The sequence below is a fragment of the Mesorhizobium sp. B264B1B genome (assembly GCF_020165765.1).
GTDB lineage: Bacteria > Pseudomonadota > Alphaproteobacteria > Rhizobiales > Rhizobiaceae > Mesorhizobium.
Map to the genome: position 1 here is coordinate 13,160 of NZ_JAIUIS010000027.1, position 26,557 is coordinate 39,716.

The 26,557-nt window shown below is 63.6% G+C and carries 22 protein-coding genes; 9 read left to right on the forward strand and 13 right to left on the reverse strand.

Annotation, left to right across the window (positions count from 1 at the left end; all coding sequences use genetic code 11):
- The first annotated feature begins 16 nt into the window (after nucleotides 1-16).
- Together LB547_RS31520 and LB547_RS31525 are read left to right on the forward strand one after the other, a co-directional pair.
- Nucleotides 17-481 (forward strand): carboxymuconolactone decarboxylase family protein, encoded by a 465-nt coding sequence (locus tag LB547_RS31520; RefSeq protein WP_140494422.1) that lies wholly within the window; start codon nucleotides 17-19, stop codon nucleotides 479-481.
- 140 nt (nucleotides 482-621) lie between these two features.
- A complete protein-coding gene (locus LB547_RS31525) occupies nucleotides 622-1,221 on the forward strand; it encodes a YdeI/OmpD-associated family protein (protein WP_140494424.1) in 600 nt (199 codons plus the stop codon).
- Between the two features lie 93 nt (nucleotides 1,222-1,314).
- On the opposite strand, the gene LB547_RS31530 is transcribed toward LB547_RS31525, so the two are convergent.
- Together LB547_RS31530 and LB547_RS31535 are read right to left on the reverse strand one after the other, a co-directional pair.
- Nucleotides 1,315-1,764 (reverse strand): DNA polymerase III subunit chi, encoded by a 450-nt coding sequence (locus LB547_RS31530; protein WP_140494426.1) that lies wholly within the window; start codon nucleotides 1,762-1,764, stop codon nucleotides 1,315-1,317.
- 9 nt (nucleotides 1,765-1,773) lie between these two features.
- Nucleotides 1,774-3,294 carry a leucyl aminopeptidase gene (locus tag LB547_RS31535; RefSeq protein ID WP_140666190.1) on the reverse strand — a complete coding sequence of 507 codons (1,521 nt, stop codon included), beginning with the start codon at nucleotides 3,292-3,294 and terminating at the stop codon, nucleotides 1,774-1,776.
- A 362-nt stretch (nucleotides 3,295-3,656) separates the two neighbouring features.
- Between LB547_RS31535 and lptF the strand changes: the two genes are divergently transcribed.
- The 6 genes from lptF to rsmA all read left to right on the forward strand — a co-directional run bounded on the left by lptF (nucleotide 3,657) and on the right by rsmA (nucleotide 11,261).
- The gene (gene lptF, locus LB547_RS31540; RefSeq protein ID WP_140494430.1) at nucleotides 3,657-4,859 is read left to right on the forward strand and encodes an LPS export ABC transporter permease LptF; all 1,203 of its coding nucleotides are present in this window, start codon (nucleotides 3,657-3,659) and stop codon (nucleotides 4,857-4,859) included.
- Nucleotides 4,856-5,941 (forward strand): LPS export ABC transporter permease LptG, encoded by a 1,086-nt coding sequence (gene lptG, locus LB547_RS31545; RefSeq protein WP_181165175.1) that lies wholly within the window; start codon nucleotides 4,856-4,858, stop codon nucleotides 5,939-5,941. Before lptF ends, lptG begins: the two co-directional genes overlap by 4 nt.
- Nucleotides 5,941-8,361 carry an LPS-assembly protein LptD gene (locus LB547_RS31550; protein ID WP_181172056.1) on the forward strand — a complete coding sequence of 807 codons (2,421 nt, stop codon included), beginning with the start codon at nucleotides 5,941-5,943 and terminating at the stop codon, nucleotides 8,359-8,361. Before lptG ends, LB547_RS31550 begins: the two co-directional genes overlap by 1 nt.
- A 90-nt stretch (nucleotides 8,362-8,451) precedes the next feature.
- Nucleotides 8,452-9,384 (forward strand): SurA N-terminal domain-containing protein, encoded by a 933-nt coding sequence (locus tag LB547_RS31555; RefSeq protein ID WP_181165136.1) that lies wholly within the window; start codon nucleotides 8,452-8,454, stop codon nucleotides 9,382-9,384.
- 13 nt (nucleotides 9,385-9,397) lie between these two features.
- Entirely contained in the window at nucleotides 9,398-10,414 is a 1,017-nt protein-coding gene (gene pdxA, locus LB547_RS31560) for a 4-hydroxythreonine-4-phosphate dehydrogenase PdxA (protein WP_181172057.1), read from the forward strand.
- Nucleotides 10,415-10,424: 10 nt separating this feature from the next.
- Nucleotides 10,425-11,261, forward strand: coding sequence for a 16S rRNA (adenine(1518)-N(6)/adenine(1519)-N(6))-dimethyltransferase RsmA (gene rsmA / locus LB547_RS31565; protein ID WP_140633434.1), 837 nt, complete (start codon nucleotides 10,425-10,427; stop codon nucleotides 11,259-11,261).
- Nucleotides 11,262-11,318: 57 nt separating this feature from the next.
- Here the strand turns inward: rsmA and LB547_RS31570 are convergent, their stop codons facing one another.
- From LB547_RS31570 to fabD, 10 genes are all read right to left on the reverse strand, one after another.
- The gene (locus tag LB547_RS31570; RefSeq protein WP_140764328.1) at nucleotides 11,319-13,568 is read right to left on the reverse strand and encodes a xanthine dehydrogenase family protein molybdopterin-binding subunit; all 2,250 of its coding nucleotides are present in this window, start codon (nucleotides 13,566-13,568) and stop codon (nucleotides 11,319-11,321) included.
- Nucleotides 13,568-14,071 (reverse strand): (2Fe-2S)-binding protein, encoded by a 504-nt coding sequence (locus LB547_RS31575; RefSeq protein ID WP_140584450.1) that lies wholly within the window; start codon nucleotides 14,069-14,071, stop codon nucleotides 13,568-13,570. The genes LB547_RS31570 and LB547_RS31575 overlap by 1 nt, the downstream gene beginning before the upstream one ends.
- Complete coding sequence (locus tag LB547_RS31580) at nucleotides 14,068-15,444, reverse strand: c-type cytochrome (RefSeq protein ID WP_140764331.1); 1,377 nt, start codon at nucleotides 15,442-15,444, stop codon at nucleotides 14,068-14,070. The genes LB547_RS31575 and LB547_RS31580 overlap by 4 nt, the downstream gene beginning before the upstream one ends.
- A gap of 227 nt (nucleotides 15,445-15,671) precedes the next feature.
- Nucleotides 15,672-16,328, reverse strand: a complete 657-nt coding sequence (gene gmk / locus LB547_RS31585; protein ID WP_140494448.1) for a guanylate kinase — start codon at nucleotides 16,326-16,328, stop codon at nucleotides 15,672-15,674.
- Between the two features lie 3 nt (nucleotides 16,329-16,331).
- On the reverse strand, nucleotides 16,332-17,222 hold the full coding sequence (locus tag LB547_RS31590) for a YicC/YloC family endoribonuclease (RefSeq protein ID WP_140555752.1): 891 nt from the start codon (nucleotides 17,220-17,222) through the stop codon (nucleotides 16,332-16,334).
- 170 nt (nucleotides 17,223-17,392) lie between these two features.
- Nucleotides 17,393-18,601, reverse strand: coding sequence for an endolytic transglycosylase MltG (gene mltG / locus LB547_RS31595; RefSeq protein WP_140494453.1), 1,209 nt, complete (start codon nucleotides 18,599-18,601; stop codon nucleotides 17,393-17,395).
- Between the two features lie 102 nt (nucleotides 18,602-18,703).
- Nucleotides 18,704-19,966 carry a beta-ketoacyl-ACP synthase II gene (fabF, locus tag LB547_RS31600; protein ID WP_140494455.1) on the reverse strand — a complete coding sequence of 421 codons (1,263 nt, stop codon included), beginning with the start codon at nucleotides 19,964-19,966 and terminating at the stop codon, nucleotides 18,704-18,706.
- Nucleotides 19,967-20,000: 34 nt separating this feature from the next.
- Nucleotides 20,001-20,237 carry an acyl carrier protein gene (locus tag LB547_RS31605; RefSeq protein ID WP_006203723.1) on the reverse strand — a complete coding sequence of 79 codons (237 nt, stop codon included), beginning with the start codon at nucleotides 20,235-20,237 and terminating at the stop codon, nucleotides 20,001-20,003.
- 269 nt (nucleotides 20,238-20,506) lie between these two features.
- Nucleotides 20,507-21,244 carry a 3-oxoacyl-[acyl-carrier-protein] reductase gene (gene fabG / locus LB547_RS31610; protein WP_140494457.1) on the reverse strand — a complete coding sequence of 246 codons (738 nt, stop codon included), beginning with the start codon at nucleotides 21,242-21,244 and terminating at the stop codon, nucleotides 20,507-20,509.
- 132 nt (nucleotides 21,245-21,376) lie between these two features.
- Nucleotides 21,377-22,318 (reverse strand): ACP S-malonyltransferase, encoded by a 942-nt coding sequence (gene fabD / locus LB547_RS31615; RefSeq protein WP_140517846.1) that lies wholly within the window; start codon nucleotides 22,316-22,318, stop codon nucleotides 21,377-21,379.
- Between the two features lie 276 nt (nucleotides 22,319-22,594).
- Between fabD and LB547_RS31620 the strand changes: the two genes are divergently transcribed.
- Nucleotides 22,595-24,523: an LTA synthase family protein gene (locus LB547_RS31620; RefSeq protein WP_224646406.1), complete on the forward strand. Its 1,929-nt coding sequence runs from the start codon at nucleotides 22,595-22,597 to the stop codon at nucleotides 24,521-24,523.
- Between the two features lie 45 nt (nucleotides 24,524-24,568).
- Here LB547_RS31620 and LB547_RS31625 read toward each other — a convergent pair whose 3' ends face one another.
- On the reverse strand, nucleotides 24,569-26,278 hold the full coding sequence (locus tag LB547_RS31625; protein ID WP_140764334.1) for a pilus assembly protein: 1,710 nt from the start codon (nucleotides 26,276-26,278) through the stop codon (nucleotides 24,569-24,571).
- Nucleotides 26,279-26,557 lie beyond the last annotated feature (279 nt).

A 26,557-nucleotide genomic window follows, 5' to 3' on the forward strand; every position in this document is an offset into this window, starting at 1 on the left:
GACCAGAGGAGGAAACATGTCACACCATCGCATTGCCAAATCCGTGCATTCGTCCCTCCATCGTGCGTTGGCTCTAACCGCCGTGGCCTGCGTCCTCGCCGCGGCCCCTGCCTATGCCGACGACTACGATGCAACCATAAAGGACATCCAGTCGACCATGGGCGGCGTGCCGAGCTTTGTGAAGCAACTTCCCAAAGCCGGTCTGCCCGGCGCCTGGGCCGAGGTCAAGGCCATCGAACTCAGCGACAAGACGGCGCTGCCGCCAAAGGTAAAGTCATTGATCTCGCTGGCAGTGGCGGCGCAGATCCCGTGCAACTACTGCATCTGGTCGGACACGCAAAACGCCAAGCGCGCCGGCGCTACCGATGAGGAAATCCAGGAGGCGGTGGCGATGGCGGCGCTGACCCGCCATTGGAGCACCATCTTCAATGGCATGCAGGTCGATTTCGACACGTTCAAGAAGGAAATGGGCGGGCAGTGAAACGACACCCGCGGTGGTCCGCGCCTGCGGGCCACCGCAGAACTGCCCTCATCCGACAGCCATCATCTTCGCCTTCGATTGTCATCCAGCGGGAAATGCCGCATTGAAAGTGCAATCGCAAAGCATGGACGAGGCCGCAAATGGCGCCGGTCAAGGTCGACCCCGACAAGGTGCACGAATTCGAGGACGCCGAGAGCTTTTATACCTGGCTCGGCGAACATCATGACAGGGAAACCGAGGTCTGGATCAAAATCCACAAGACTGGCTCGGGACTGAAGTCGATCTCGGCAAAGGAAGCGATCGAGGTCGTGCTGTGCTGGGGCTGGATCGACGCGGTGCGCAAGGGGCTCGACGACAAGAGCTTCCTGCAGCGTTACACGCCGAGGACGAAGAAAAGCATCTGGAGCCAGATCAACATCGACAATGTCGCCCGGCTGATCGACGACGGCCGGATGACGCGGCATGGGCTCGCCGAGGTCGAAGCCGCCAAGGCCGATGGCCGCTGGGCGCGTGCCTATGCCAGCGGCAAGGACATGAAAATTCCCGATGACCTGCAGGCCGCGATCGATGCCGAGCCAGAGGCTCGGCAAATGCTCGAAAAACTCAGCGCGCAGAACCGCTTCGCGCTCGCCTTCCGTATCCACAACATGAAGACCGAAGCCGGGCGCAGGAAGAAGATCGAGAGTTTTGTCGAGATGCTCAAGCGCGGGGAGACGATCCATCCGCAAGTGAAGAAGTAAGGCTGCTCATGTGACGAGCGACAGGTTTCTTCCGGCTCGATGATCGCGATCCACATTATCAACAAGGCAGTGATCAGCCGCCGCTGACGTCCCTCAGGCCTTGCGTTCCCAGCGGCGGTCGGGCGTCTGCTGCCAATACGTCACCGCGTGGCCGGCGTCTTTCATCGTCTTCCAGTGCCCGCGGGCGGCCTCGACCTGGGCCGCATCGTGGCCGTCGAACAGGAACACGGCGCGCTCGTAGCCGCCAAGGTCCGGCGGCGCAGCGCCGTCCACCAGGAAGCGTATCTGCGCCGCGTTCGGGTTGCCTTCGCCGGTGGTCAAAAGGATCGGCTGTTCAGCGGGATGGGCTTCGCGATCAGTGGCGTGCGCGAGGAAAGAATCGTCACGGAACGTCCACAGATGCTGGTCGAGCGCGTCGCGCCGCTCCTCGGTGCCTGTCTGCACCACGGCGCGCCAGCCGCGATCGACGCTGCGCTCAAGGAGGCCGGGCAGCGCATCCTCCAGCGTCGATTCGGTCAGGTGATAAAACAGCACGTCGGCCATGGGTCCCGATCAGCTCTCGTAGTGGTCGCGCACGAGCCGGTCGAGCAGCCGCACGCCAAAGCCGGAACCCCAGGACTGGTTGATTTCGTTCGACAGCGCCCCCATGGCGGTGCCTGCGATGTCGAGATGCGCCCAGGGCGTGTCCTTGACGAAGCGCTGCAAGAACTGCGCGGCGATGATGGCGCCGCCATAGCGGCCGCCGATGTTCTTCATATCGGCATTCTTGGAATCGATCAGCTTGTCATATTCAGGACCGAGCGGCATGCGCCACAGTCGCTCCTGCGTCGACTGCCCGGCTGTCGCCAGGCGTTCCGCCAGTTCGTCATTGTTGGAGAACAGGCCGGCATAGTGCTGGCCGAGCGCGACCATGATCGCGCCGGTCAACGTCGCCAGATTGACCATGAACTTCGGCTGGAAGCGGTCATTGCAGTACCAGAGCGCGTCGGCCAGCACCAGGCGCCCCTCCGCATCGGTGTTGAGCACTTCGATGGTCTGGCCCGACATCGAGGTCACGATGTCGCCGGGACGCTGCGCATGGCCGTCGACGGCATTTTCCACAAGCCCGATGATGCCGACGACATTGGCCTTCGCCTTGCGGCCGGCGAGCGCATGCATCAGCCCGGTCACAGCCGCGGCCCCGCCCATGTCGCCCTTCATGTCCTCCATGCCGGATGCCGGTTTCATCGAATTGCCGCCAGTGTCGAAAGTGACGCCCTTGCCGATGAAGGCGACCGGGCTGTCCTTGGCCTTGCCGCCGTTCCACTGCATGACGGCCATGCGGGCGCCGCGCGGCGAGCCTTGCGCAACACCGAGCAGCGACCCCATGCCGAGTTTCTTCAGTTCCTTCTCGGCCAGGATCTCGACCTTGACGCCGAGGGCCTCCAGTTCCTTGGCGCGGGCGGCAAACTCGACCGGTCCCAGGACGTTTGCCGGCTCGTTGACGAGGTCACGTGCCAAAAGCACGCCGTCGATCACCGCCTCGGTCTCGGCGAAGGCCTTCTTCGCACCCGCCGGATCGGCGGTGTGGATGGTTATCTTGGCCGGCTTTTTCGGCTCGGCCTTGTCGCCTTGGCCATCGTCCTTGTCTTTCCTGGTCTTGTACTTATCGAAGGAATAGCTGCGCAGAAGAATACCCGCGGCAAGGCTGGCCGCCTGCGCACCGCTTGACGAGGCGCCGACCACGTCGAGCACCACCGCCACGTCCGTCGCCTTGCGTAGCGACCCCGCGATGGTGCCTCCAAGCTTCGTCCAGGCGTATTCGTCGAGCCCGGATACCTTGCCGGCGCCGATCGCGACCAGCCTGTCGAGCGAGCTTGCCTGTGGCGTCAGCACTTCCACCACGCTGGCGAACTTGGCCGTGAATTCGGCCACAGGGAAGGCCCGTTCCAGCGTCTTGCCGGGATCATACGCCGCGGCGGTTTCGCTCAGGCCACCATCATCCGCCGCCAGCACGAAGACCGTCCCCCTTCTGTTCGCGGCGGTCTGCGGCGCGGCGAATTTTGCGAAGGCGATCGAGGGTCTCTGGTTCATCATGTCCTGCTTTCGGGGAATGCGCGGCTCGCGCGAAGCGGTTGGGAGCGATCCGCGACATTTGGTCGTTTTCCGGCATTTGGCAAGACTTTGCCAAACGGGCTCCCCATATGGCACATGAATCGACGGCGATTCGTCGCGGCACGGCTCCGCTTTTTGGCCGCAACCTGTTGTTAACCATCGATGTTCGCCCTTTCTTATCCAATCCCGCCGACACTCCGGCCCAACGTGGCGCGCGATGTGGGACGGGAACCGGATCGTCTGCCTGACAGAGCCCGACGCAGCCAGTTGTGCGGGCGTCGCCGGACGGCTACCCTTATCCGGTGGCATGATGCCGTTCGAGAAAATTGAGAAAAGCCTTCATGAAGGTCGTTGAACGCTACATCATGCGCCGCGCTTTCGTGGTCTTTATTGCAGCGCTGGCCTGGACGCTGGCCATTGTCTGGACGACGCAGGTGCTGGCCAAGATCGACCTCGTCACCGACAGCGGCCAGTCGGCGCTGACCTTCTTCGAGGTTGCGGCCCTCATTCTTCCCTCGATCATTCCGATCGTGGTGCCCTTCGCGCTCGTGGTGGCGGTTGCCCAGACGCTCAGCGTCATGAATTCGGATTCGGAGCTCGCCGTCGTCAACGCAGCGGGCGCCTCGCGCTGGACCATCGTGCGGCCGATCATGATTCTCGCGGCCGCGGCCAGCGTCTTTTCCTTCGCCGTCGACAACGGCATCGACCCTTACGCGCGCCAGAAGAACCGGATGCTGGTGGCGGAGTCACGCGCGGATCTTCTGTCGCTGATCATCCAGGAGGGCACATTCCGCAAGATCGATGATGGGCTGTTCCTGCAGATCGGCGAGCGGCTTCCCGACAACCGGCTGGGCGGCATCTTCGTCGCGGATTCGCGCGAGGAAGGCGTCAACCTCGTCTATTATGCCAAGACCGGCAGCATCGTCGAACGCGGCGGCGAAAAGGTGCTGATGATGAATGACGGTGTCATCCATCGAAAGACGCTGACCGGCGACCTCTCGGTTATCCGCTTCACCTCCTATGCCTTCGACATGTCGGCCTTCATGGCGGCAGCGTCGGAGGTGACGCTGATGCCAAAAGACCAGACGACCCAGTACCTGCTCAACCCGAGTGCCAACGACAAGGTCTACCAGCAGCGCCCGAACGAATACCGGGCGGAGGTCGACCAGCGATTCTCGGAATGGCTCTATTCCATGGTCTTCGCGCTGATCGCACTGGCGGTCGCCGGAGACGCACGCTCGCATCGCGAGGCGCGCGTCAATCCGCTGATCACGGCCATCGCGATATCGCTGTTCGTGCGCTGGCTGGGCTTCTTCGCCGCCAGCAAGGCCGACGAGGTCCCGCAATATGCGTATATGGTCTACGGCGTGCCCATCGTGTCGTCGGCGGTGGCAATCTGGTTCATCGCATCCAACCGGACGATGGAACTGCCAGTGGCCTGGGCAGATTGGCTGACGAATCTCGCAAGCCGGATGGCTGACGCCTGGAATGCCGTCAAGCTGCGCCTCTCCAGGCGCAGCGCCTCGGGCCAGGGGGTCAGCTGATGGGCTGGACGCTGGGACGCTACTTCTTCTTCCGCTATGTCACGATCACCGTGTGGTTCTTCATCGGCCTGCTTGCGCTGGTGTTCCTGATCGATTTCACCGAGCTTTCCGGCCGCACGACCGGCCTGCCCGGCTTCACCTATGGAACGGCGCTGGCCATTTCCGGACTCAGGATGCCGATGATCATGCTGCAGACCGTGCCGTTTGTCGGTCTCTTCTCGGCGATGGCGACGCTGGTCTCGCTCAACCGCAGGTATGAACTGGTCATAGCGCGCTCAGCCGGCGTTTCGGCCTGGCAGTTCCTTCTGCCGTGCTGCATCGGAGCGCTGTTGTTCGGCGTCCTGTCGGTCGGTCTCATCAACCCGCTCGCAGCGCACGCCTTTTCCTGGTCCGAACAGATCGAAACCCAGTTGCGCTCGGGCAAGTCGAATACGGTGTCGGCCGACGCCGCGCCCTGGATCCGGCAGAAAACCAGCTCCGGAGACACCATCATCGGAGCGCGCGCCATCCTCAACCAGGGCCTGGAGATGGCTGACGCTGTCTTTTTCATCCTCGACCCGCAAGGCGATATCGTCGAGCGCAAGGATGCCGCGCGCGCCTACCTGCGGGACGGCTACTGGGAATTGCAGGACGTCAAGACCTTCAGGAACGGCACCATCCAGCCTGCGGCAAACGATCGCGTGCCGACCAATCTGAAGCCCGAATTCGTGCAGGAGCGGCTGGCGCGCCCGGAGACCATTCCATTCTACGATCTGCCGGGAAAAATCGAGGTTGCCCGTTCCTTCGGCCTCAAGGCAAATGCCTTTGCCATGCAGTTCGATTCGCTGGTGGCGTTGCCGTTCCTGCTCGTCGCCATGACGCTAATTGCGGCAACAGTTTCAATGCGATTTGCGAGGATGGGGCAATCGGCAACGATGATTCTGGGTGGCGTCGTTGCCGGGTTTCTGCTTTATGTCGTTTCGGTGCTGGTGAAGGCATTCGGCGTGGCGGGGTTCGTGCCGACTGTCGTAGCTGCCTGGGTGCCGGTCGTGGTAGCTATGTTCTTCGGGGTGACTTTCCTGCTATACAAGGAAGACGGCTAGTGAGGGAGGCCTTTTTGCCCAGTAACAGGCAGGCCGGTTTGGCGCGCCTTTATGCGGCGACCGCCTTGGCATGCCTGTTTGCATGCGCGGTTCCGCTGCCTGCGATCGCGCAGGATGTCGGCGACATGGCGACCAAGGTGCCGTCCGGCTCGCAGATGCTGCTGGCGGCCGATACGCTGGTCTATAACAACGACAATCAGACCGTGACCGCCGTCGGCGGCGTGCAGATCGACTATGGCGGCAACCGACTTGTCGCGCAGAAGGTCGAGTACAACCGCAACACCAAGCGCATGGTCGCAAGCGGCAATGTCGAGGTGATCAACAGCGACGGCACCAAGATCAATTCGGATCATATCGACATCACCGACGACTTCGCCGACGGTTTCGTCAACGCGCTCCGCGTCGAAACCATCGACAAGGCCTATTTCGCCGCCGAAAGCGCCGAACGCATGGGCGGCGTGCTGACCACCTTCCACAATGGCGTCTACACTGCCTGCGAACCGTGCGAGGACAAGCCCGACAAGGCGCCGACCTGGCGTGTGAAGGCCAGGAAGATCATCTGGAACGGCGAAAAGAAGACGGTCCGCTTCGAGAACGCGAATTTCGAATTCTTCGGCTTCCCGCTAGCCTACCTGCCGGCGTTCGAGATCGCCGACCCGACGGTGAAGCGCAAGAGCGGCTTCCTGATCCCCGGCATCGTCTTCAAAAGCGATCTGGGCGTGGGGGTGAAGGTCCCCTATTATTTCGCGCTCTCGCCGACCTACGACCTGACCGTCACCGGCACCGGCTTTACCAAGCAGGGCTTTCTCGGTGAGGCCGAGTGGCGCCAGCGCTTCAACAATGGCGAATACAGCCTGAAGATCGCGGGGATTCAGCAGCGAGACCCCGACGCCTTCATCGACGCCGCCGGCCGCAATATCGATTCGGGCAAGGCTGGCGATCCCAACAAATTCCGCGGCATGATGGGCACACAAGGCCAGTTCGCCATCAATTCGCGCTGGAATTTCGGCTGGGACGTGCTGCTGCAGACCGACAAGAACTTCTCGAATACCTACGCCATCGACAAATACAACGGGTACGTTCACCAGTCGTCGGTTTACCTGACGGGGCTCGACGGCCGTAATTATTTCGACCTGCGCGCCATGCATTTCGAGGTGCAGGAAAACACGCTCGACAGCAGCATCGCTGCGCGAAGCGGCCAGCAGCCCTGGGTGCTGCCCTCGCTTGACTATGCCTACATTCCGGATACATCGGTCGCAGGCGGCCAGCTGTCGTTCAACGTCAATTCGCGCGTCATCCGCCGCGATGACCTCGACGAGACCTATTTCACTCCCTACTTCCCCCCTTCAGGCACCCAACGTGTGCGCGGCATCGAGGGCGAATCCGGCCGGCTCACCGCCCAAGCCGAATGGAAGCGGTCATTTGTCACCGATGACGGGTTGGTGCTGACACCCTTGCTGGCGCTGCAGGGCGACGTCGACTATGTCAACGCGTCATCAGCTTCACTCGCAGCCGTCAACCAGATGGCGACGAATTTGGGCGAGCAGGATGACATGCGCTCGTCTTTCGCCCGCTATATGGCAACCGCCGGACTCGAGATGAGCTGGCCGCTGCTGTTTTCGATGGCCAGCGGCTCCAGTCATGTGTTCGAGCCGATGGCGCAGGTCTTCCTGCGCCCGAACGAACAATATGTCGGCGGCCTTGCCGTCCCGAACGAAGATGCGCAGAGCATGGTTTTCGACGCGAGCACCCTGTTCGAGCGCGACAAGTTCTCCGGCTATGACCGCATCGAAGGCGGCTCGCGCGCCAATGTGGGCCTTCGCTATTCCGGTTCCTACATCAACGGCTGGGGCACCAACGCCATCTTCGGCCAGTCCTACCAGATCGGCGGCGAGAACTCCTTCGACGCGCCGGACCTGGTCAATGTCGGCGCCTATTCGGGCCTCGAAAACACCAAGTCGGACTATGTCGGCCTGTTTGGCGTCAGCAGCCCGAACGGGTTCGCCGCCTCGGTCAGCGGCCGTTTCGACGAGCAGAGCTTCGAGGTTCGCCGCGCCGAGGTAAAGGCCGCCTATTCCGGCCTACCGGTGTCGCTGAGCGCCAAATACGCCTTCATCCAGGCTCAGCCGCTCTATGGCTTCACCACCGACCGCCACGAGGTCACGCTCGGCGCGTCCACGCATCTTGCCGAGAACTGGCGCGTGTTCGGGACGGGAACCTATGACCTCGAGGAAAGCCTGCTGGTCAAGGACGGGGTCGGTTTCGCCTACAATGATTCCTGCTTCACCTATCTGATGACGTACTCGCAGTCGCGCGACCTGAACACCAGGGAGGTGACGCAGAGCATCGGCTTCAACCTGTCGTTCCGCACCCTCGGCGATTTCGGATCGTCGAGCAGCGCCTTCGACACCACCCAGTAGTCCGCGACATCGTTTCGCCGCATAGGGCTGGCAGGGACTTCACAAACCCCGAAGAAGGATGAAGTTGGGCGGGACCGGGATAGAATTGGGATGTTTGCGATGAGGAAATACCTCTTTTCAGCAGGGTTGGCGCTGCTTGTGGTGGCGACATCCGTGTCGATGACCGTCATCACGCCGCCGGCTTTCGCCAGCGAGATCAAGTACGTCGTCAACGACATACCGATCACCAGCGGCGACATCGCGCATCGCGCCGCCTTCCTCAAGCTGCAGCGCAAGAAGGGCGACGCCGGCCAGGAAATGATCGATCAGACCTTGCGCATGGCCGAAGCCAGACGGCTTGGGATTCACATCAGCGACGCGCAGGTCGAGGCCGCGTACCAGCGCTTTGCCTCGAGCAACAAGATGCAGCTCAGCCAGCTCGACGGCGTCATGGAAAAGTCCGGCGTCAGCAAGGGCCATTTCAAAGAGTTCATCCGCGCCCAGATGGCCTGGAATCAGGCCTTGAGCGCGCGGTACCGTTCCGGCGAGGGCGGCAGCGTGACCGAGCAGGACGCGGTCAGGCGCATGCTCGACAAGGGCGGCTCCAAGCCGAGCGCCACTGAATACATGCTCCAGCAGGTCATCTTCGTCGTGCCGGCGGCCGAACGCAGCGCGACGCTGGGCAAGCGCAAGCGCGAAGCCGACGCCATGCGTGCCCGCTTCAATGGCTGCAACACGACGCGGCAGTTCGCCAAGGGCCTGATCGACGTCACGGTTCGCGATCTCGGCCGGGTGCTGGCGCCGCAACTGCCGCCGGACTGGGCCGAGCAGATCAAGGCCACCAAGGTTGGCGGCGCCACGCCTACCCGCCAAACGGAGCGCGGTGTCGAGTTCATCGGCATCTGTTCGTCGCGCGAGGTGTCCGACGACAAGGTCGCCCAGATGGTGTTCCAGAGCGAAGGCTCCAACGACAAGGCAGCCGACGATCTCAGCAAGAAATATGTCGACGAGCTGAAGGCAAAAGCCCGCATCGTCAAGCGCTGAGGTGGAAAGGGCGATGCGCGCGCTGGCGTTGAGCGTCGGCGATCCATCCGGCATCGGGCCGGAAATCGCGATTGCCGCGTTTCTGGCGCGTACAGCCGCAGCCCTTCCGCCCTTCTATCTCCTCGCCGATCCCGCGCTGATCGCCTCGCGGGCGCGCCGTCTCGGCGTTTCGCTGCCTATCGAGGAAACGACGCCAGCGCAGGCAACCGAGGTCTTTGGCCGCGCTCTGCCGGTCGTTACGCTGGCTGCCCGCTTCATCGACAGCCCCGGCCAGCCGGACCCGGCCAATGCGGCGGGCATCATCGAAGCGATCGATCGGGCGGTGGCCGCTAGCCTCGCCGGCGACGCCGCGGCCGTCGTCACCTGCCCGATCGCCAAGAAGCCGCTCTACGACGCCGGCTTCCGCTTTCCCGGCCACACCGAATATCTGGCGTATCTGGCGGCGCGCCACAGCGGCGTGGAAGCGATGCCGGTGATGATGCTGGCAGGCCCCGACCTGCGCACCGTTCCCGTCACCATTCACATCGCGCTGGCCGAAGTGCCGAAGGCGCTGACCACAGACCTGATCCTCGCTACGACGCGGGTCACCGCCGCCGACCTCAGGGACCGCTTTGGCATCGCCAACCCACGGCTCGCCATCGCCGGCCTCAACCCGCATGCGGGCGAGGATGGCTCCATGGGCCTGGAGGACCAGCGCATCATCCGACCGGCAATCGAGATCCTGCGAGCCGAAGGCATCGACGCGTTCGGGCCGTTGCCCGCGGATACCTTGTTCCATGCCCGGGCCCGGGCCGGCTACGACGTGGCGCTGTGCATGTATCACGACCAGGCGCTGATACCGGCCAAGGCGCTGGCCTTCGACGAAGCGGTCAACGTCACGCTCGGCCTGCCCTTCATCCGCACGTCGCCCGACCACGGCACCGCCTTCGATATCGCCGGCAAGGGCATCGCCCGGCCCGACAGCCTGATGGCGGCGCTGCGGCTTGCACGGCAGCTGGCCGACACCGACGCCAAATTTGTCACGCAATGAGGCTCAACTCATGAGCATGGATGGGCTGCCGCCGCTGCGCGAGGTCATCGAGCGCCACGGTTTGCAGGCAAAGAAGGCACTGGGCCAGAATTTTCTGTTCGACCTCAACCTGACCGGCAAGATAGCGCGCGCCGCCGGCAGCCTGGCGGAGACGACCGTAATCGAGGTCGGCCCCGGCCCTGGCGGGTTGACAAGGGCCCTGCTTTTCAACGGCGCGCGCAAGGTCGTCGCCATCGAGCGCGACGAACGCTGCCTGGCGGCCCTCGCCGAGATATCGGCCCATTATCCCGGTCGGCTGGAGGTCGTTTCCGGCGACGCTCTGAAGATCGACTTCCCGACGCTTGCCGCGACCGCCGGTGACGGCGGGCCGATCAGGATCGTGGCCAACCTGCCCTACAATATCGGCACGGAACTGCTGGTCCGCTGGCTGACCGTCGCGGAGTGGCCTCCCTTCTATGCCTCGATGACCCTGATGTTCCAGCGCGAGGTGGCCCAGCGTATCGTCGCCGCGCCTGGCAGCGAAGCCTATGGCAGGCTCGGCGTGCTGGCGGGGTGGCGCACGCAGGCCAGGATAGCGTTCGACGTGCCGTCCCAGGCGTTCACACCGCCCCCCAAGGTGACCTCTTCCGTCGTGCATCTCGAGCCGCGTGTGACACCGCTACATGCCGACGTGAAAAAACTCGGCCGCGTCACGGAAGCCGCCTTCGGCCAGCGCCGAAAGATGCTGCGGCAGAGCGTTAAGAGCCTCGGCGGCGAAGCCCTGCTCGAACGCGCCGGGATCGACCCGACCCGGCGCGCCGAGACGCTCGATGTCGAGGAGTTCGTGCGGCTGACCAATGCGGTGTAGCGCCGCCGGCCGTGGAAGCGCCGCGCAATCCGATCCTTGTCGAGCGCACGCTTCGAACTAGACGCCCAACACCGCTTTCACGCGCTCGCGCGTGTAGGGCAGGTCATAGATGCGTTTTCCCGCCGCATGGCGGAAGGCGTTGGCGATCGCGCCGGCTGTCGGGCCCTGCGCTGCTTCCGCGACGCCGAGATAGGGCGTGCCGGGATTGTCGACGACATGCACTTCCACGCTGTCCGGAACGGCGCTGAAGCGCAGGATCGGATAGGCCGACCAATCCGCGCTCAGGATGCGGGTGTCGTCGAAATGGACGGCCTCGTAAAGCGTCCAGCTCAGCGACTGCAAGATACCGCCTTCGGTCTGGTTGACGATCGAATCCGGCGCCACCGCTTCGCCGCAGTCGACCGCCGAGACCACATGCGAGATAGCGATCGCGCCGCTGTCGCGATCGACCTCCGCTTCAAGCGCGACTGCGAGATAGGCGGCGTGGTTCTTGTACTTGGCGAAGGCGAACCCCCGACCGCGGCCCTCCGGCATAGGATCATTGCTCCAGCCGAATTTTTGAGCCGCAACCTCGATCACCTTCCTGGCGCGCGGGTCCTTCATGTGCCTCAGCCGGTATTCCACGGGGTCGGCGCCGGCCGCGAGGGCCAGCTCGTCCATGAAGCTTTCGATCGAGAAGACGTTGCAGTAGGCGCCGAGACCGCGCAGGGACGAGACGCGCACCGGCATGTCGGCGACGAAATGCCAGTTCACCCGCTGGTTCGGCACATCGTATAGCGGGATGGCGTTGCGGTCGCCATTGCCGAGCGGCGAGATCTGCAGCTTGGCCGGATCGGGCGGGAAATGCTTCGCCACCAGCCGGCCGGCGATCAGCGAACCTGCCGTTCCCGGCCGCGTGCCGTGACTGTTGCTCCACAGATCATAGTGCCAGTTGACGATCTTGCCGCCGGCGTCGAGCGTTGCGCTGGCGCGCGTCAGCATGCCAGGGCCATAGGGCTCCCACAAATGCTCCTGATCGCGCATCCACTGCACGCGCACCGGCGTGCCGGGCAGCGCCTGCGCGATCAGCGCGGCGTCGGCCGCCGCGTCGTCGGCGCCATTGTGGCCGTAGCAGCCTGATCCCTCGGTGTGGATGCAGCGCACCTTTTCCGGTCCGACGCCGAGCATCTCGGCGATCGCCTTGCGGTCTGGATAAACGCCTTGAGTGTGCGTCCACACCGTGATGAGACCCTTGTCCGACAGGGCAACGGCAGCCGAGGGGCCGATCGACCCGTGCATCTGGTAGGCGCGGGTGAACTGCGCCTGCAGCGTCTTTGCGCCGGCTGCCGTGTCCGCGCCGACCGAGGTCACGGTGCCGACCTCGGCGACCGAGCGTTCGAGGAAGGCGGGGATATTGTCCTGGTCCGGCAAGGCCGGCTGCTCCTGCCACTTCGCCTTGGCGGCCATGGCGCGCATGGCCTGGACCGCCTGGAATTCCTGCCTGGCCACCACGGCCAGGAAGTCGCCGTCGCGGATCACCGCCAGCACGCCCGGCATCGTCTTGATGGCGGCCTCGTCGACGCTGACGAGCTTGGCCGAATAGCTTGGTGGGCGAACGACGCGGGCATGCACCATGCCGGGAAGCCGCATGTCCTGGACGTAGGCCTCGCCGCCCGTTACCTTTGCCGGAATATCGACGCGGGCAAACGGCTTGCCGATCGCGTGATAGCTGTCCGGCGATTTCAGCGCTGTGTCGGCCGATGCGTCCACATGCAGCAAATCCGCCACCACCAGTTCGCCATAGCCCACGGACTTCCCATCCGGCCCGGTGATCCTGCCGCTTGCCGCCTTGAGCTGGTCGGCCGGAACACCGAGCTTCTCGCTGGCCTTGGCGACCAGGATCTGGCGCACCTGCGCCGAGGCGTAGCGTATGGCGGTGCCGCTGTTCTGGATCGTCTGGCTGCCGGCGGTATAGCCCTCGTTCGGCGTCAGCGCGGTGTCGGCGGTGATGAGCTTGATGGAAGCCGGCTCGACCTCCAGTTCTTCGGCGGCGATCTGGCGTAGCGACGTCCTGGTGCCTTGACCGAGTTCGGCCTTGCCAGTGAAGACGGTGATCGAACCGTCGGCATCCAACCTGATCCAGGCGTCGAGCGAGGGCGCATCGGCAAGGCTGCCCGGCAGTTTCTTGGCCGGCGCCGGCGTCGCGGGCGTCTGCGCCGTGGGCGCGGCCTCCTGAGCCTGCACGGGAATGGTGAAGGACACGACCAGCGCGCCGGTCCCGGCGAGAAAGCCGCGTCGTGTCAGGTCGGGAAAGGTTGGCGCGTTCATCATGCCCTCCCCGCGGCCGCGGCCGGCGCCAGGCCGGCCGATTTCGATTTCATCAGGTCGCGCGCGCGGCTCACTGCCCGCAGGATGCGCATATGCGTGCCACAGCGGCAGAGGTTAGGTTCCAGCGCCTGCCTGATATCGGCGTCACCGGCATCGGGTTTGGCCTCGAGCAGCGCCTGCGCCCGCATCATCATGCCGGCGATGCAATAGCCGCATTGCGCCGCCTGCTCCTCGATGAACGCTTTCTGCATCGGACCCGGGTTCTCGATCGTGCCCAAGCCCTCGACGGTCTTGACCTCGCGGCCTTCCACCAGCATCGCTGGCGTCAGGCAGGAGAAGACGGGCTTGCCGTCCACCATCACCGTGCAGGCGCCGCATTGGCCAAGGCCGCAGCCGAACTTGGCGCCGTTCAGCTTCAAATCGTTGCGCAGCACATAAAGCAGCGGCGTCGCGGGATCGATGTCGACGTCGTGGGAGATGCCGTTGACGTTGAGTTTGATCATCTGTCCTTCGCTCCTACATTGTCCGGGCCGCGCTCGATGCCGTCCGAGGGCCGGACGCTGACCTGGTATTTTCCGCTCCTGGTGTCGGCGATCCTGGCGGCCGCATCCTGCCAGGCCGGCTTGCCGGCGAAAGCATCGCGCAGATAGGCCAGCAGATCATTCACCTGATCGTCCTTTAGCGTCGCTGCGAATCCCGGCATGATGGCGCTCGGGCGCCCACTCGCCGCCGGCAGGCCAAACAGCACCGTGTTGATGACGTTCTGCGGATCTGGCGCGTTGACCGCGCTCGACAGATGGAAATTGATACCGCCGAAAGGCGGCGGACGGCTGCCGTCGTGGCAGGTGGCGCATGCCGCCTGGTAGATGACGGCTCCACGCGCCGCCGGCGTATCGGCGGATGTCGGCGCCACGCCGGCGGTCGACGCCGGGTCGGCCGCGGCGCGGCCGCGGATGGCCCGCGCGGCGGCCGTCCGTTCGGCGGATGGTTCGCCCATGAGCGACATGACGTAAGTGGCCATGGCGTCGATGTCGGCATCGGGAAGCCGGCCGAGATTGCCCGTCACTTCGCCCATCGGGCCATTGGCGACGCCGTGGTCGGCATGCCAGCCTTGCCTGAGATAGGCAAACAGGCTGTCATGCGTCCACGGTATCGGCGCCGGTGAAGTGCCCTCGAGCGCAAAGGCCGTCCAGCCTTCGGCCTCGCCGCCGGCCATGTGCGACCCCTTCTCTTCCGCGCCGAACCGATTGCGCGGCGTGTGGCAGGCGCCGCAATGACCGAGCCCATCGACCAGATAGGCGCCGCGGTTCCACTGCGTGCTTTGCGACGCATCGTTTTGATAGGCGCCCCTGTCGAAGAACAGCAGCTTCCAGCCGGCCAGCACCAGGCGCATATCGAGCGGGAAAGGCAACTCGTTCGGAGGCGGCGGGTTGTTCACCGGCTGGCGCGTCATCAGATAGGCGTAGAGCGCGCGGTTGTCCTCATCGGAGACACGCGTGAAATGATCGAATGGGAAGGCCGGGTAGAGATGCCTGCCCTCGCGGTCGACGCCTTCGCGCATGGCGCGGTCGAAGGCTGCCTGCGACCAGCGGCCGATACCGGTCTGCGGATCTGGCGTGATGTTGGTCGAATAGATGGTGCCGAACGGCGTCGGCACGGCGAGCCCGCCGGCATAGGACTTTTCACCGGGCCTGGTGTGGCAGGAGGTGCAATTGCCGACGGAGGCCAGTACAGCGCCTTTCTCGATCAACGCCGGGTCGAACGACGATCGTTGCGGCGGCTCGACAGGATCGATCGCCGGCTTCCAGGCATAGGCGAAAAATCCGGCGCCGCAGACAATGATGATGGCAAGAACGCCCAGCCAGAAGCGTTTCAAGATCTGCTCTCCCTCATGGCGGTACGCTGAAACGCTGCCGCCCCGGCCGTTACCGGCGCCGCGGACGCGTTCGTGCGGGAGAAACTAGGGGCGCTGCCCTCTTCGTCAATTGTCTGATTTATGGCGCCGAAAAGCGCATCTTGCAGGCGCGACCTGCCCGGGCACATCGTTTGGTGCTGCCGGCCTTCGGCTTGTCCGCCGGCCCATCTTCGTGGGCAAAGGAAAGGCTAGCTCGTCTTCTCGTCCAAAAGTCCCGAGACGAAGTCGAACAAGCCGGGCCGACGATCGCGCCGCAACCGCTCGGCGACAACGATGCCGCGCACTTCGGCGAAGGCGCGATCGAGATCATCGTTGACGATGACGAAATCATACTCCTTCCAGTGCTCGATCTCGTTGCGCGCGTTCTTCAGCCGCGTCTCGATCACCGCTTCCTGGTCCTCGGCGCGGCGCTTCAGCCTTGCCTTCAACTCCTTCATCGACGGCGGCAGGATGAAGATCGAGACGATGTCGGCGCGCATCTTCTCCTTGAGCTGCTGGGCGCCTTGCCAATCGATGTCGAACAGCATGTCGCGCCCTTGAGCGAGCGCAAGTTCCGCCGGTTCGCGCGGTGTCGCGTAGCAATTGCCATGCACCTCCGCCCATTCGAGCAGGGCGTCCGAATCGCGCAGCCGCTCGAACTCGCGCATGGTGCGGAAATGATAGTGAACGCCTTCGATCTCCGAGCCGCGGCGCGGCCTGGTGGTGACGGAGACCGACAGTTCGAGGCTGGAATCGCTCTCCAGAAGGTTGCGCGCAATCGTCGACTTGCCGGCGCCCGACGGCGACGACAGCACGAGCATCAGGCCCCGGCGGCGAATGCGGGACCCTAAATCCCTGGCGACCATCGGCTACTCCAGATTCTGGACCTGTTCACGGAACTGATCGACCACGGCCTTCAGTTCCAGTCCAATGGCGGTGACCGCGGCAGCGTTCGACTTTGAGCACAGCGTATTCGATTCGCGGTTAAATTCCTGTGCTAGAAAATCGAGCTTGCGTCCGATGGCGCCGCCGCCGGAAAGCAATGCACGACCGGACGTCACATGCGTCTTCAAGCGGTCGATCTCCTCGCGAATATCGGCCTTGGTGGCGAGGAAGGCGGCTTCCTGGTGCAAGCGGCCGACATCGAGGTTGGCCGAAGCATCCATCAAGAGCCGCACCTGTTCGGCGAGGCGCTCGCGGATGGCCGCCGGTTCGCGCGACGGATCCGCTTCAGCGCCCAGCGTCAGCGCCTCGATGGCGTCGATGTGGCCCAGCAGAAGCGTGCGAAGTGCCGCGCCCTCACCCTCGCGGGACCGCTCCAGCCCCTCCAGCGCCACATCGAGGGCCGCCATGACGGCGTTGTCGAGCGCCGTGCGCACATCCTCGGTTTCGGTGGTCTCGGGAATATCGAGCACGCCGCGCAGCGACAACAATCCGTCGGCGGTCGCAGGAGCAACACCAAATTGTTCCTCGATCCGCTTGGCGAGCCCGGCCAGGTCCTTGAGGAAGGCCTCGTTGACAACGGGCTGGGACTGCATTCCGGCGGCGCGCGTGATGGTCAGCGTCGCCTGAAAATTGCCGCGCGCGAAACGTTTCTGAAGCGTCTGCCTGATGGCCGGCTCCAGCCGCTCGAAGCCCTGCGGCAGCCGCAGCCGCACCTCGACGCTCTTGCCGTTGACGGATTTGACCTCCCAGGCAATCGAGGTGCCGTCATGCTCGGCGACAGCACGCGCAAACCCGGTCATGCTCTGCAAATTCATGGTGCCTGCATACCCCCTGGCGCGTACTACGGATACTGCTTGATCCGGCCTCGCGCACCTTCAGAAAGCCGAAATGCCCGCCTGCCAATCGGCTTACGAGGCGCCCCGATAAATCCAAACGCTCCTGTCTTCAACCGATAGCGTGGACGAGCTGGAAAAACCGTGCGCCGCTACTGGGCCGCCCCCGCGTCGCCGTCAATGGGCGCGTCGGTCTGCCCCTCCACCTTGGCATCAGCCTTGGCCGCGTCGTCGACTTGCTTCTTCTGCTGGGCTCGATAGCGCGCAACGTTCTCATTGTGCTCGTTAAGCGTGGCGGCGAAGACGTGTCCGCCAGTGCCGTCGGCAACGAAATAGAGGTCGTCGGTCTTTGATGGATTGGCTACCGCCTCCAGCGCCGCGCGGCCGGGATTGGCGATAGGCGTCGGCGGCAGGCCGTTGATCACATAGGTGTTGTAGGGCGTCGGCTTCTGGATGTCCGACTGATAGATCGGCCGGTCGGCGGGTTTGCCCTTGCCGCCGAACAGACCGTAGATGATGGTCGGATCGGATTGCAGGCGCATGCCCTTGGCCAGCCGGTTCAGGAAGACCGCGGCGACGCGCGAGCGCTCATCGCCCTTGCCTGTTTCCTTCTCGACTATCGAGGCCAGCGTGACGAACTCGTCAATGCTGGCGAGCGGCAGGTCGGCGGCGCGCCGCTGCCAGACCTCCTCGACCAGCTTCTTCTGGTCGGCAAGCAGCTTGTCGATCATCTGCTGGCGCGTGGCGCCGCGCGTGAAGCGCAGCGTATCGGTGGCGAGACTGCCCTCTGGAGGCACGGTGGCCGGCATGTCGCCGCTCAAGGCGGGCTCGCCTGCGATGCGCGCCAGCGCCTGCTCGACTGTCAGCCCTTCGGGAATGGTCAGCGAGTACATGACCGACTTGCCGCTCTTCAGCAATTCCATGATGTCGCGCATGGACGCCCGGGGCTTGATCTCGTATTCGCCGGCCTTCAGCGCCGAATCATTGCCGAAGGCCCTAACGCCAAGACGGAATATGCGGGCGTCGCTGATCAGGCCGCGCCGCTCGAGCTGGTCGGCGATATCCTGGACGCCGGTGTTCGGCTTGACCAGGAAGGTGTCGCCATTGGCCGATGGGCCGGGCTCGGTGAATTCCTGCTTGCCGAAGTAAAGCGCGATACCCGCCGCCAGAACCATCAGCATCACCAAGGAGATGACGAAGTTCATGAACACGACGACCTGACTGCGCGAAGCACGCGAGCGCTTCGGCGGCGGCGTGCCGGCCTCCGGCCGCAAGGCTTCGGCGGCTGTCTTCGGTACGATCGGCCCCGATGTCGCCTGCCCTTGCCCGAACTCTCCGTTGCCGGCCGGATTTGTGTTCATTTCGCCCTACCGTTTGATCTCTCAACGAATCCCCTGCGGCAGAGTAGGGGCGAATATGGCAAAATTGACGACACGCCGAAGCGCCGTCCGGCAGGCGGACGGTCAGCCATTGTAGCGCTGGAAGACCAGTGAAGCGTTGGTGCCGCCGAAGCCGAAGGAATTGGACAACGCCACGTCGATCTGGCGGGCACGCGGCTTGTTCGGCACCAGGTCGATCGCGGTCTCACGCTCCGGATTGTCAAGGTTGATGGTCGCCGGCGCGATGTTGTCGCGGATGGCGAGGATCGAAAAGATCGCTTCGGCAGCCCCTGCCGCGCCGAGGAGATGGCCGATCGACGACTTGGTCGACGACATCGAAATCTTCGATGCGGCATTGCCGACCAGCCGCTCGACAGCGCCGAGCTCGATCGTGTCGGCCATGGTCGAAGTGCCGTGCGCGTTGATGTAATCGACATCGGCGGGCGTCAGCTTTGCCCGGTTCAACGCCGCCGTCATGCAACGGAATGCGCCGTCGCCATCTTCAGCCGGTGCGGTGATGTGATAGGCGTCGCCGGTCAGGCCGTAGCCGGTCACTTCCGCATAGATCTTCGCGCCGCGCGCCTTGGCATGCTCGAGTTCCTCAAGCACGACGACGCCGGCGCCCTCGCCCATGACGAAGCCGTCGCGATCGCGGTCATAGGGCCGCGAAGCCGTTTGCGGCGCGTCGTTGCGCTCGGTCGAGAGCGCACGGCAGGCAGCGAAGCCAGCGATCGACAGTCGCGTCACCGGCGCTTCGGCGCCGCCGGCGACCATGACGTCGGCATCGCCCCAGATGATCAGCCGGGCTGCGTCGCCGATCGCATGCGCGCCGGTCGAGCAAGCGGTGACGACGGCATGGTTGGGGCCTTTCAGCCCATGCCGGATCGAAACCTGGCCGGAGACGAGATTGATGATCTGGCCGGGGATGAAGAAGGGGCTGATGCGGCGCGGGCCGCGCTCCTTCAGGATCATCGCGTTCTCGGCGATGCCTTCGATGCCGCCAATGCCCGAACCGATCAGAACGCCGGTGGCGCACTGCTCGGCATGGGTCTTCGGCTGCCAGCCGGAATCCTTCAGCGCCTCGTCGGCGGCTGCGATCCCGTACAGGATGAAGTCGCCGATCTTGCGCAGTTCCTTCGGCTCGAGCACCGCCTCGGGATTGAAGGTGGCGTTGCTGCCGTCACCACGCGGAACGACATGGGCGATCTTGCAGGCAAGATCCTCCACCTCGAACTCGGTGATGCGCTTGGCGGCGCTGCGGCCGGTCAGAAGTTCCTTCCAGCTGTGCTCGAAGCCCATGCCGAACGGCGACAGCAACCCAAGGCCCGTGACGACGACACGCCTCATCGCAGGTCCTCCCCGGTGATGACTGCGGAAAGCGTCAGGCCGAAGCCTTGTCGATGTACTTCACGGCATCGCCCACCGTCAGGATGGTTTCAGCCGCGTCATCGGGGATCTCGACGCCGAATTCTTCTTCAAACGCCATGACGAGTTCGACCGTGTCGAGACTGTCGGCGCCCAGATCATCGATGAAGCTCGCCTGCTCCGTCACCTTGTCGGCATCGACGCCCAGGTGCTCGATGACAATCTTCTTGACGCGCTCTGCGGTGTCACTCATTTGGGGCATCCTCGTCTTTTGGTTGTCTGTCTTCGTTAGCGGGCGGAATGCCGCTAATCAAGCTGAAAGATGGTCCCGCCGGAAACGCAATGGCCGCAGACCGGTTTTTGCCCGAACCGCCGGGTTGCGGGCCGCATTACACGAAAAATCGTGGGCGTCCAAGCCGAAATGGTCGCTTTTCACAGCCCGCCCAGGCGTTGCCTGTCGCCGTCTCAAAGCCACCGCGAATGCCCGGGCCCGGCCCGAAATGCATGCTTTGGCCGACCCGATCAGATCATCGCCATGCCGCCGTTCACATGGATGGTTTGGCCGGTGACGTAGCCGGCCTCGTTGGAGGCAAGATAAGCGACGGCGGACGCCACTTCGGCGCTGGTGCCCATGCGGCGCGTCGGGATAGCGGCCATGATCGCCTCCTTCTGCTTGTCGTTGAGCTTGTCGGTCATCGCCGATTCGATGAAGCCCGGGGCGACACAGTTGACGGTTATGCTGCGGGTGGCGATCTCCTGCGCCAGCGATTTGGAAAAGCCGATCATGCCGGCCTTGGAGGCGCAGTAGTTGGTCTGGCCGGGATTGCCGGTGACGCCGACCACCGAGGTAATGTTGATGATGCGGCCGTGGCGACGGCGCATCATCGGATGGGTCAGCTCACGCGTCAGCCTGAACACGGCCGTCAGATTGACTTCGAGCACGCTGTCCCAGTCGGCGTCCGACATCCGCACGAACAGCCCGTCCTTGGTGATGCCGGCATTGTTGACCAGGATGTCGACGCCCTCGAGATCGGCCTCCGCTTTCTGGCCGAGCGCCTTGACCTCGTCGCGGTTCGACAGGTCGGCCGGAAACAGCTTCACCCGGTCGCCCAGGTCGGCGGCCAGCGCCTCCAGTCTCTCGACGCGCGTGCCGTGCAGGCCGACGATGGCGCCTTGCGCATGCAGCACCCTGGCGATCGCCTCGCCGATGCCTCCCGACGCGCCGGTGACAAGTGCCTTGCGGCCGGTCAGTTCGAACATGTGTTTTCCTCTTTGGTTTCGGAAGCTCAGCGAGCAACCTTATCTGTATACGTCTCGCGGGTATCCGATTGCCATCACCAACGGAATATCTTCAGCGATACAAGCCGCGCCATCAAATTCACACGCGGCGCCTCACCCGAGCGCCGCCAGTGCGGTTTCGACCTCGGCCGCGGAACCGACCGATGCCGTGGCGATTTCGCGGTTGATGCGCCGGGCCAGCCCTGAAAGCACTTTTCCCGCGCCGACTTCATAGAGCGTGGTGACGCCGTTCGCGCCGAACCACTCCACCGTCTCGCGCCAGCGCACGCGGCCGATCACCTGTTCGAACAGACGGCGCGCAATGATTTCGGGATCGCTGGTCGGAGTGACCGTGACATTGGAGACGAGCGGCACGACAGGCGCGTTCTTGGTTACCCCGGCCAGCGCCTCGCGCATGATCTCGGCGGCGGGCGCCATCAGCGCCGAATGGAAGGGCGCGGAGACCTGCAGCATCAGCGCTCGCTTGGCGCCTTTTTCTGTGCACAGTTTGGCAGCCAGTTCGACCGCTGCCTTGGCGCCGGAAATCACCAGCTGGCCACCGCCATTGTCGTTGGCGATCTGGCAGACCGATCCTTTGGCAGCCTCGGCGCAGGCGGCTTCGACATCGGCCTGCTCCAGTCCGATGATCGCCGCCATGGCGCCTTCGCCGGCGGGCACCGCCGCTTGCATGGCATTGCCGCGGATGCGCAGCAGCCTGGCGGCATCGGCAACCGAGACGAAGCCGGCGGCGGCAAGCGCCGAATATTCGCCCAGCGAATGGCCAGCGACGTAGGTAATCTTGTCCTTCAGCGAGAAGCCGCGCGCTTCCAAGGCCCTGATCGCGGCCAGCGATACGGCCATCAGCGCCGGCTGCGCGTTGGCGGTGAGCGTCAGCGTCTCTTCCGGCCCTTCCCAGATCAGCTTCGACAGGTTTTCGCCGAGCGCGTCGTCGACTTCGCTAAAAACCCTACGCGCCTCGGGGAAGGCATCGGCGAGGTCCTTGCCCATGCCGACAGCCTGGCTGCCTTGTCCCGGAAAGGTGAATGCAACGGCCATGTGTGGGCTCCCAAAGCTCGGTTCTGCTTGCCTGATACACGAATTTTCCTGCCTGTGACGCAACGCGGCCTGCCAAGTCAAGCCCGGTTCGACCCGGCCCCTTGGCAGCTTTGCCGGCCGAGTGCCTGTTCCAAAAGGCTTTTTGGCGATCACTCCTGATGAAAACCGCTCACGAATCGTTTGCTGGCTCTTCTTATTTCCGCCACAGGCGCTAGCTTTGCGTGACAATTCCATGACAATCGAGTGACGGGTCTGTCGCTGGGTGGGGAAGTTAAAGTGGCTAGGATTTCGAAAGGCGCAGGCAAAGCCGCGCCACAGTTTCTGGAAGACGATCCTTCCACCGGCTACCTGCCGGGACGGAAGTGGCCGACCATACGCTATGGGCTGACCAGCCTGCTGATCGCGGCCGTCCTGGTGTTCGCCATCGAATTGATCGTGCGCGGCGACTTCGCCGGCACGGTTTCCTTCTTCCTGCAGCCGCTCAAGCCGGGCTGGACCACGATCGTGGTGTTCGCACTGGTTCTGGTCGGCCTCGATGCCGTTTTCGGCCGCAGCTATCAAAGCCTGATGATCGTCGCGCCGCTGACGCTCTCGCTGGCTTTCATCGGTCACCAGAAATCGCATTACCTGGGCGATCCCCTCTACCCGACCGATTTCCTCTACTCCCGCCAGATCGTGGCGCTTCTGCCGCTTCTGGTGCGTGACCGTCCGATGACTGCCCTTGCCATGATTGTCGGCATCGTCGCCGGCCTGTCGCTGCTCATCTATGGCTGGCGGGTCTGGCGTCGAAAAGTGCCCATACTCAGCCGCAAGGGCCGTCTCGCCCGGCTGACGCTGGCCGTGCCGCTGCTCGCCTTCTTCGTCTCGATCATGGACTATGCCACCTTCTCCTGGACCCGGGACCGGCTGCAGATCATCCCGATTATGTGGGACCAGAAGGAAAATTACGCCTCCAACGGCTTTGCGCTCGCCTTCGCGCTGAACGTGCCGATGGCGCATGTCTCGGCGCCGCCAGGCTATTCGGAAAAGGCGATCGCGGCCATCGACAGGCCGCAGGTGACCGCCTCGGTGCCCCAGGAAAAGCCCGACATCATCGTCGTCATGAGCGAATCCTTCTGGGATCCGACCAAGCTGCCCGGGGTCACCATCACGCCCGATCCGATCCCCAACGTGCGGGCGCTGCGTTCGGGCTCCATGTTCTCACCCGAATTCGGCGGCATGACCGCCAATATCGAGTTCGAAGCACTGACCGGCTTCTCCAACGCCTTCCTGCCGGCCGGCAGCATCCCCTACCAGCAATATGTGCGCACGCCGACGCCGTCGCTGGCGACCTTCCTGAAGAGGGAGGGCTACAGGGCGCGCGCCATCCATCCGGGCACCAACTGGTTCTGGAACCGCGGCGCGGTCTATGCCGATTTCGGCTTCGACGACTTCAGATCGGAAGAGACGTTGCCGCCGATGCAAAAGCGCGGGCCGCTGGCATCCGACGCGGCGATGACGGACGAGATCATCAGCGAGGCCGATGCCAGCGATGCCCCGGTGTTCTTCTTTGCCGTCAGCCTGCAGAACCACGGCCCTTACGAGCCGAACCGCTACTACAACCCGACCCACACCGTGCAGGCGCCGATCAGCCAATGGGCGCGTGAATCGCTGCTGAGTTACACCGAGGGCTCGGCCGACGCGGACCGCGGTCTCGAACGCCTGATCGAATGGGCAAAGAAACGCTCTCGCCCCACCGTCATCGCCTTCTTCGGCGACCATCTGCCGCCGCTTGGGCCGGTCTATGTAGAGACCGGGTTCATGAAGGACAATGTCGCGCCGCGCAAGGAGGCTTCCGCCGAGGCGGCGCTGGAGCATCATCAGACGCCACTGGTCATCTGGTCGAACCGCACAGGCCCTGCCAAGGACATGGGCGCCGTCAGCCCCGCCTTCCTGCCCTATCACATCCTGAAAACGGCCGGCATCACCCACCCCTACTATACCGGCTTCCTGGGCGAGATGCGCGAACGCTACCGCGTGGTCGACCGCAATCTGCTGCTGACGCCGGCGGGAGAAGCCACGCCCGATTGGGCGCGGCAAAAGCAGATCGACCCGGCGATCCGCGACTTCCGGCTGCTGCAATACGACATGATGTTCGGCAAACGCCACGCGGCGCCCGACTTCTTCCCCGAAACGGTGGACAAGGTCGTCGCCCATATGAGCTGAAATTCGCGGCATCCTTCCAGGATGCCGCCCAGCGGGGTCGAGCGTTCAATTCGTCAGTTGCAATTTCGAGAATTTGTTGGCGATCTGCTGGAACACGTTCGGCAATTTGTTTGGATCGTTGACGGCGTAGTAGTCGCTGGGATCCGAGGCGCAGGCGCTGTAGAGCGTGCGGTTGGCGGCGGTGTCGGATTGCAGCACCATCGTGTAGATTTCGGCGCCCTGCTTCTTCAGCTGCGTGCAGACGCTTTTGGTCCATCCGTCGACATTGCGCGCGGCGGTCGTCTGATTGTCCGATCCAAGCCGACCGGCAGCGCCATAGGCTGAGCCCGCGAGAAAACCATAGGACGTATAGTCGGACTTGGTCGTCTCGTTGCTGGCGCCGTAGACGACATTCTCGCCGTCGGTGAGCAACATGACGATCTTGCTCACCCCAGGCGTCTTCCAAGGCGTCCCCTCGGCATATGGCGCACTCGGCGACAACACTCGCTGGCCCCAGGCCAGGCCCTCGGAAACATTGGTGCCGGACCCCGCCCATGCAAGCATCTTGGCGGCCTCGTTGCGAAGTTTTGTAAAGTCTTCGGTCAAGGGGACGATTGGCGACGGACAGGACCGGTTTGGCCCCACCGTCAATTGCAAGGCGTTTGGATCGTTTGTGACCGCGGTGGCAATGGCGGTGTTCTGCGGCGCCACATATTTGGCGACTGTTTCAAGATCACCCCGCAAAAGCCCGGCAGCACTTCCAAGCAAGCCGCTCAGGTCTATTCCGAGAATATTCAGTCCGCCATTCCGAGCAAGTTTGGCCTCATCAGGGGCGTCGTCGATAAAGGAATTGTTGTATTGATAGGCATCGTTTGAATAGCCGCTGGAAGGTCTCGTCCCCTTTCCCGGACTGTCCGGCGCGAAATAAGGCACGAACAGAGTGTCAGGGTAACGTGGATCAGGCGGCGTATCGGCGATATTAAGGACACCAGGCCGCGCCTCGACGCAGCCTTTCCAACCCGTATCCTCCCCCTTGCCGTCCTTCCACCCCGTCAATTTGGCGGCAGAGGCCGGATCTTTCATCAACTGCCTGAACAGCGCCATATGATTGGGACGCTTGTCGTTGATGACGGGGAAATTGATTCCATTGGTGGATGACTTGCCGTCCATGTCGATCCAGGACGGGTCGAACCCGTCGCCGTTGACATTGACAGCCGTGACGAAGGGTACCAGCGCCACGCGGACCTTGCGCGTCGGTGATTGCGCCGCTTCCAGATATTTGAGCAGATTGTCCGTCGCTGTCTTGAGGGCAGCAATTTTGGCGCCGGCCATCGAGCCGGTGTTGTCCAGAACCAGCACGACTTCGAGCTGGTTGTTCGATTCGACCGCCGAGGCATCGACCACGATGTGCCTGCTCTCACCGAGCAGGAAGGCGAAGTTCAAATCGACGTCAGCCGAGGCGACGGCCTTCGTCTTGACGAAGTTGACGCCCCTGTCGACCGTCAACGTGGCCCGCGCATTTGTGAGTTCGCCATGTCCGGCTACGTTGGCCTGGAAATAGCGGTTGAAGGCGTCGGTGCGGGTGATGTCCAGATCGCCGAGATGCGAGGAGGCGAGATTTGCCGCGTCGAGCGCATTCTGCAGGTTGCTCTTGGCCCGCATGATGGTGGAGACATCGGCTGCGAAGGCCACCGCCGACAGGATGGCCGGCAAGCCGATCCCGAGCAAAAGCGCGAAGTTGCCGCTTTTCGAGCGCCAGAATTTCTTGAGAAGCATCCTTACCCCCGGAAATGCCTAGCCCGTTGCTGACAGCGGGATGCCGCTTTTTGCGCCAGACATGATGAATCGGCGGTTGATGCCGGGGCCGCAACCCCATACAACCTGTCATGGTGGTTAAGGCCTGGTTTCCGGGAACCACGGAGTCCTATCGCCGCACATGCCGGTTTTCCGGCCCTGCGACATCCGGGATTGCCGCCTGCTCTGTCGGTAGCTAATCAAGTTGTCCGGTTTGGTAGCACATGATCTGTCCGCTTCTGTTTTGGCGTCGAAGCGGTT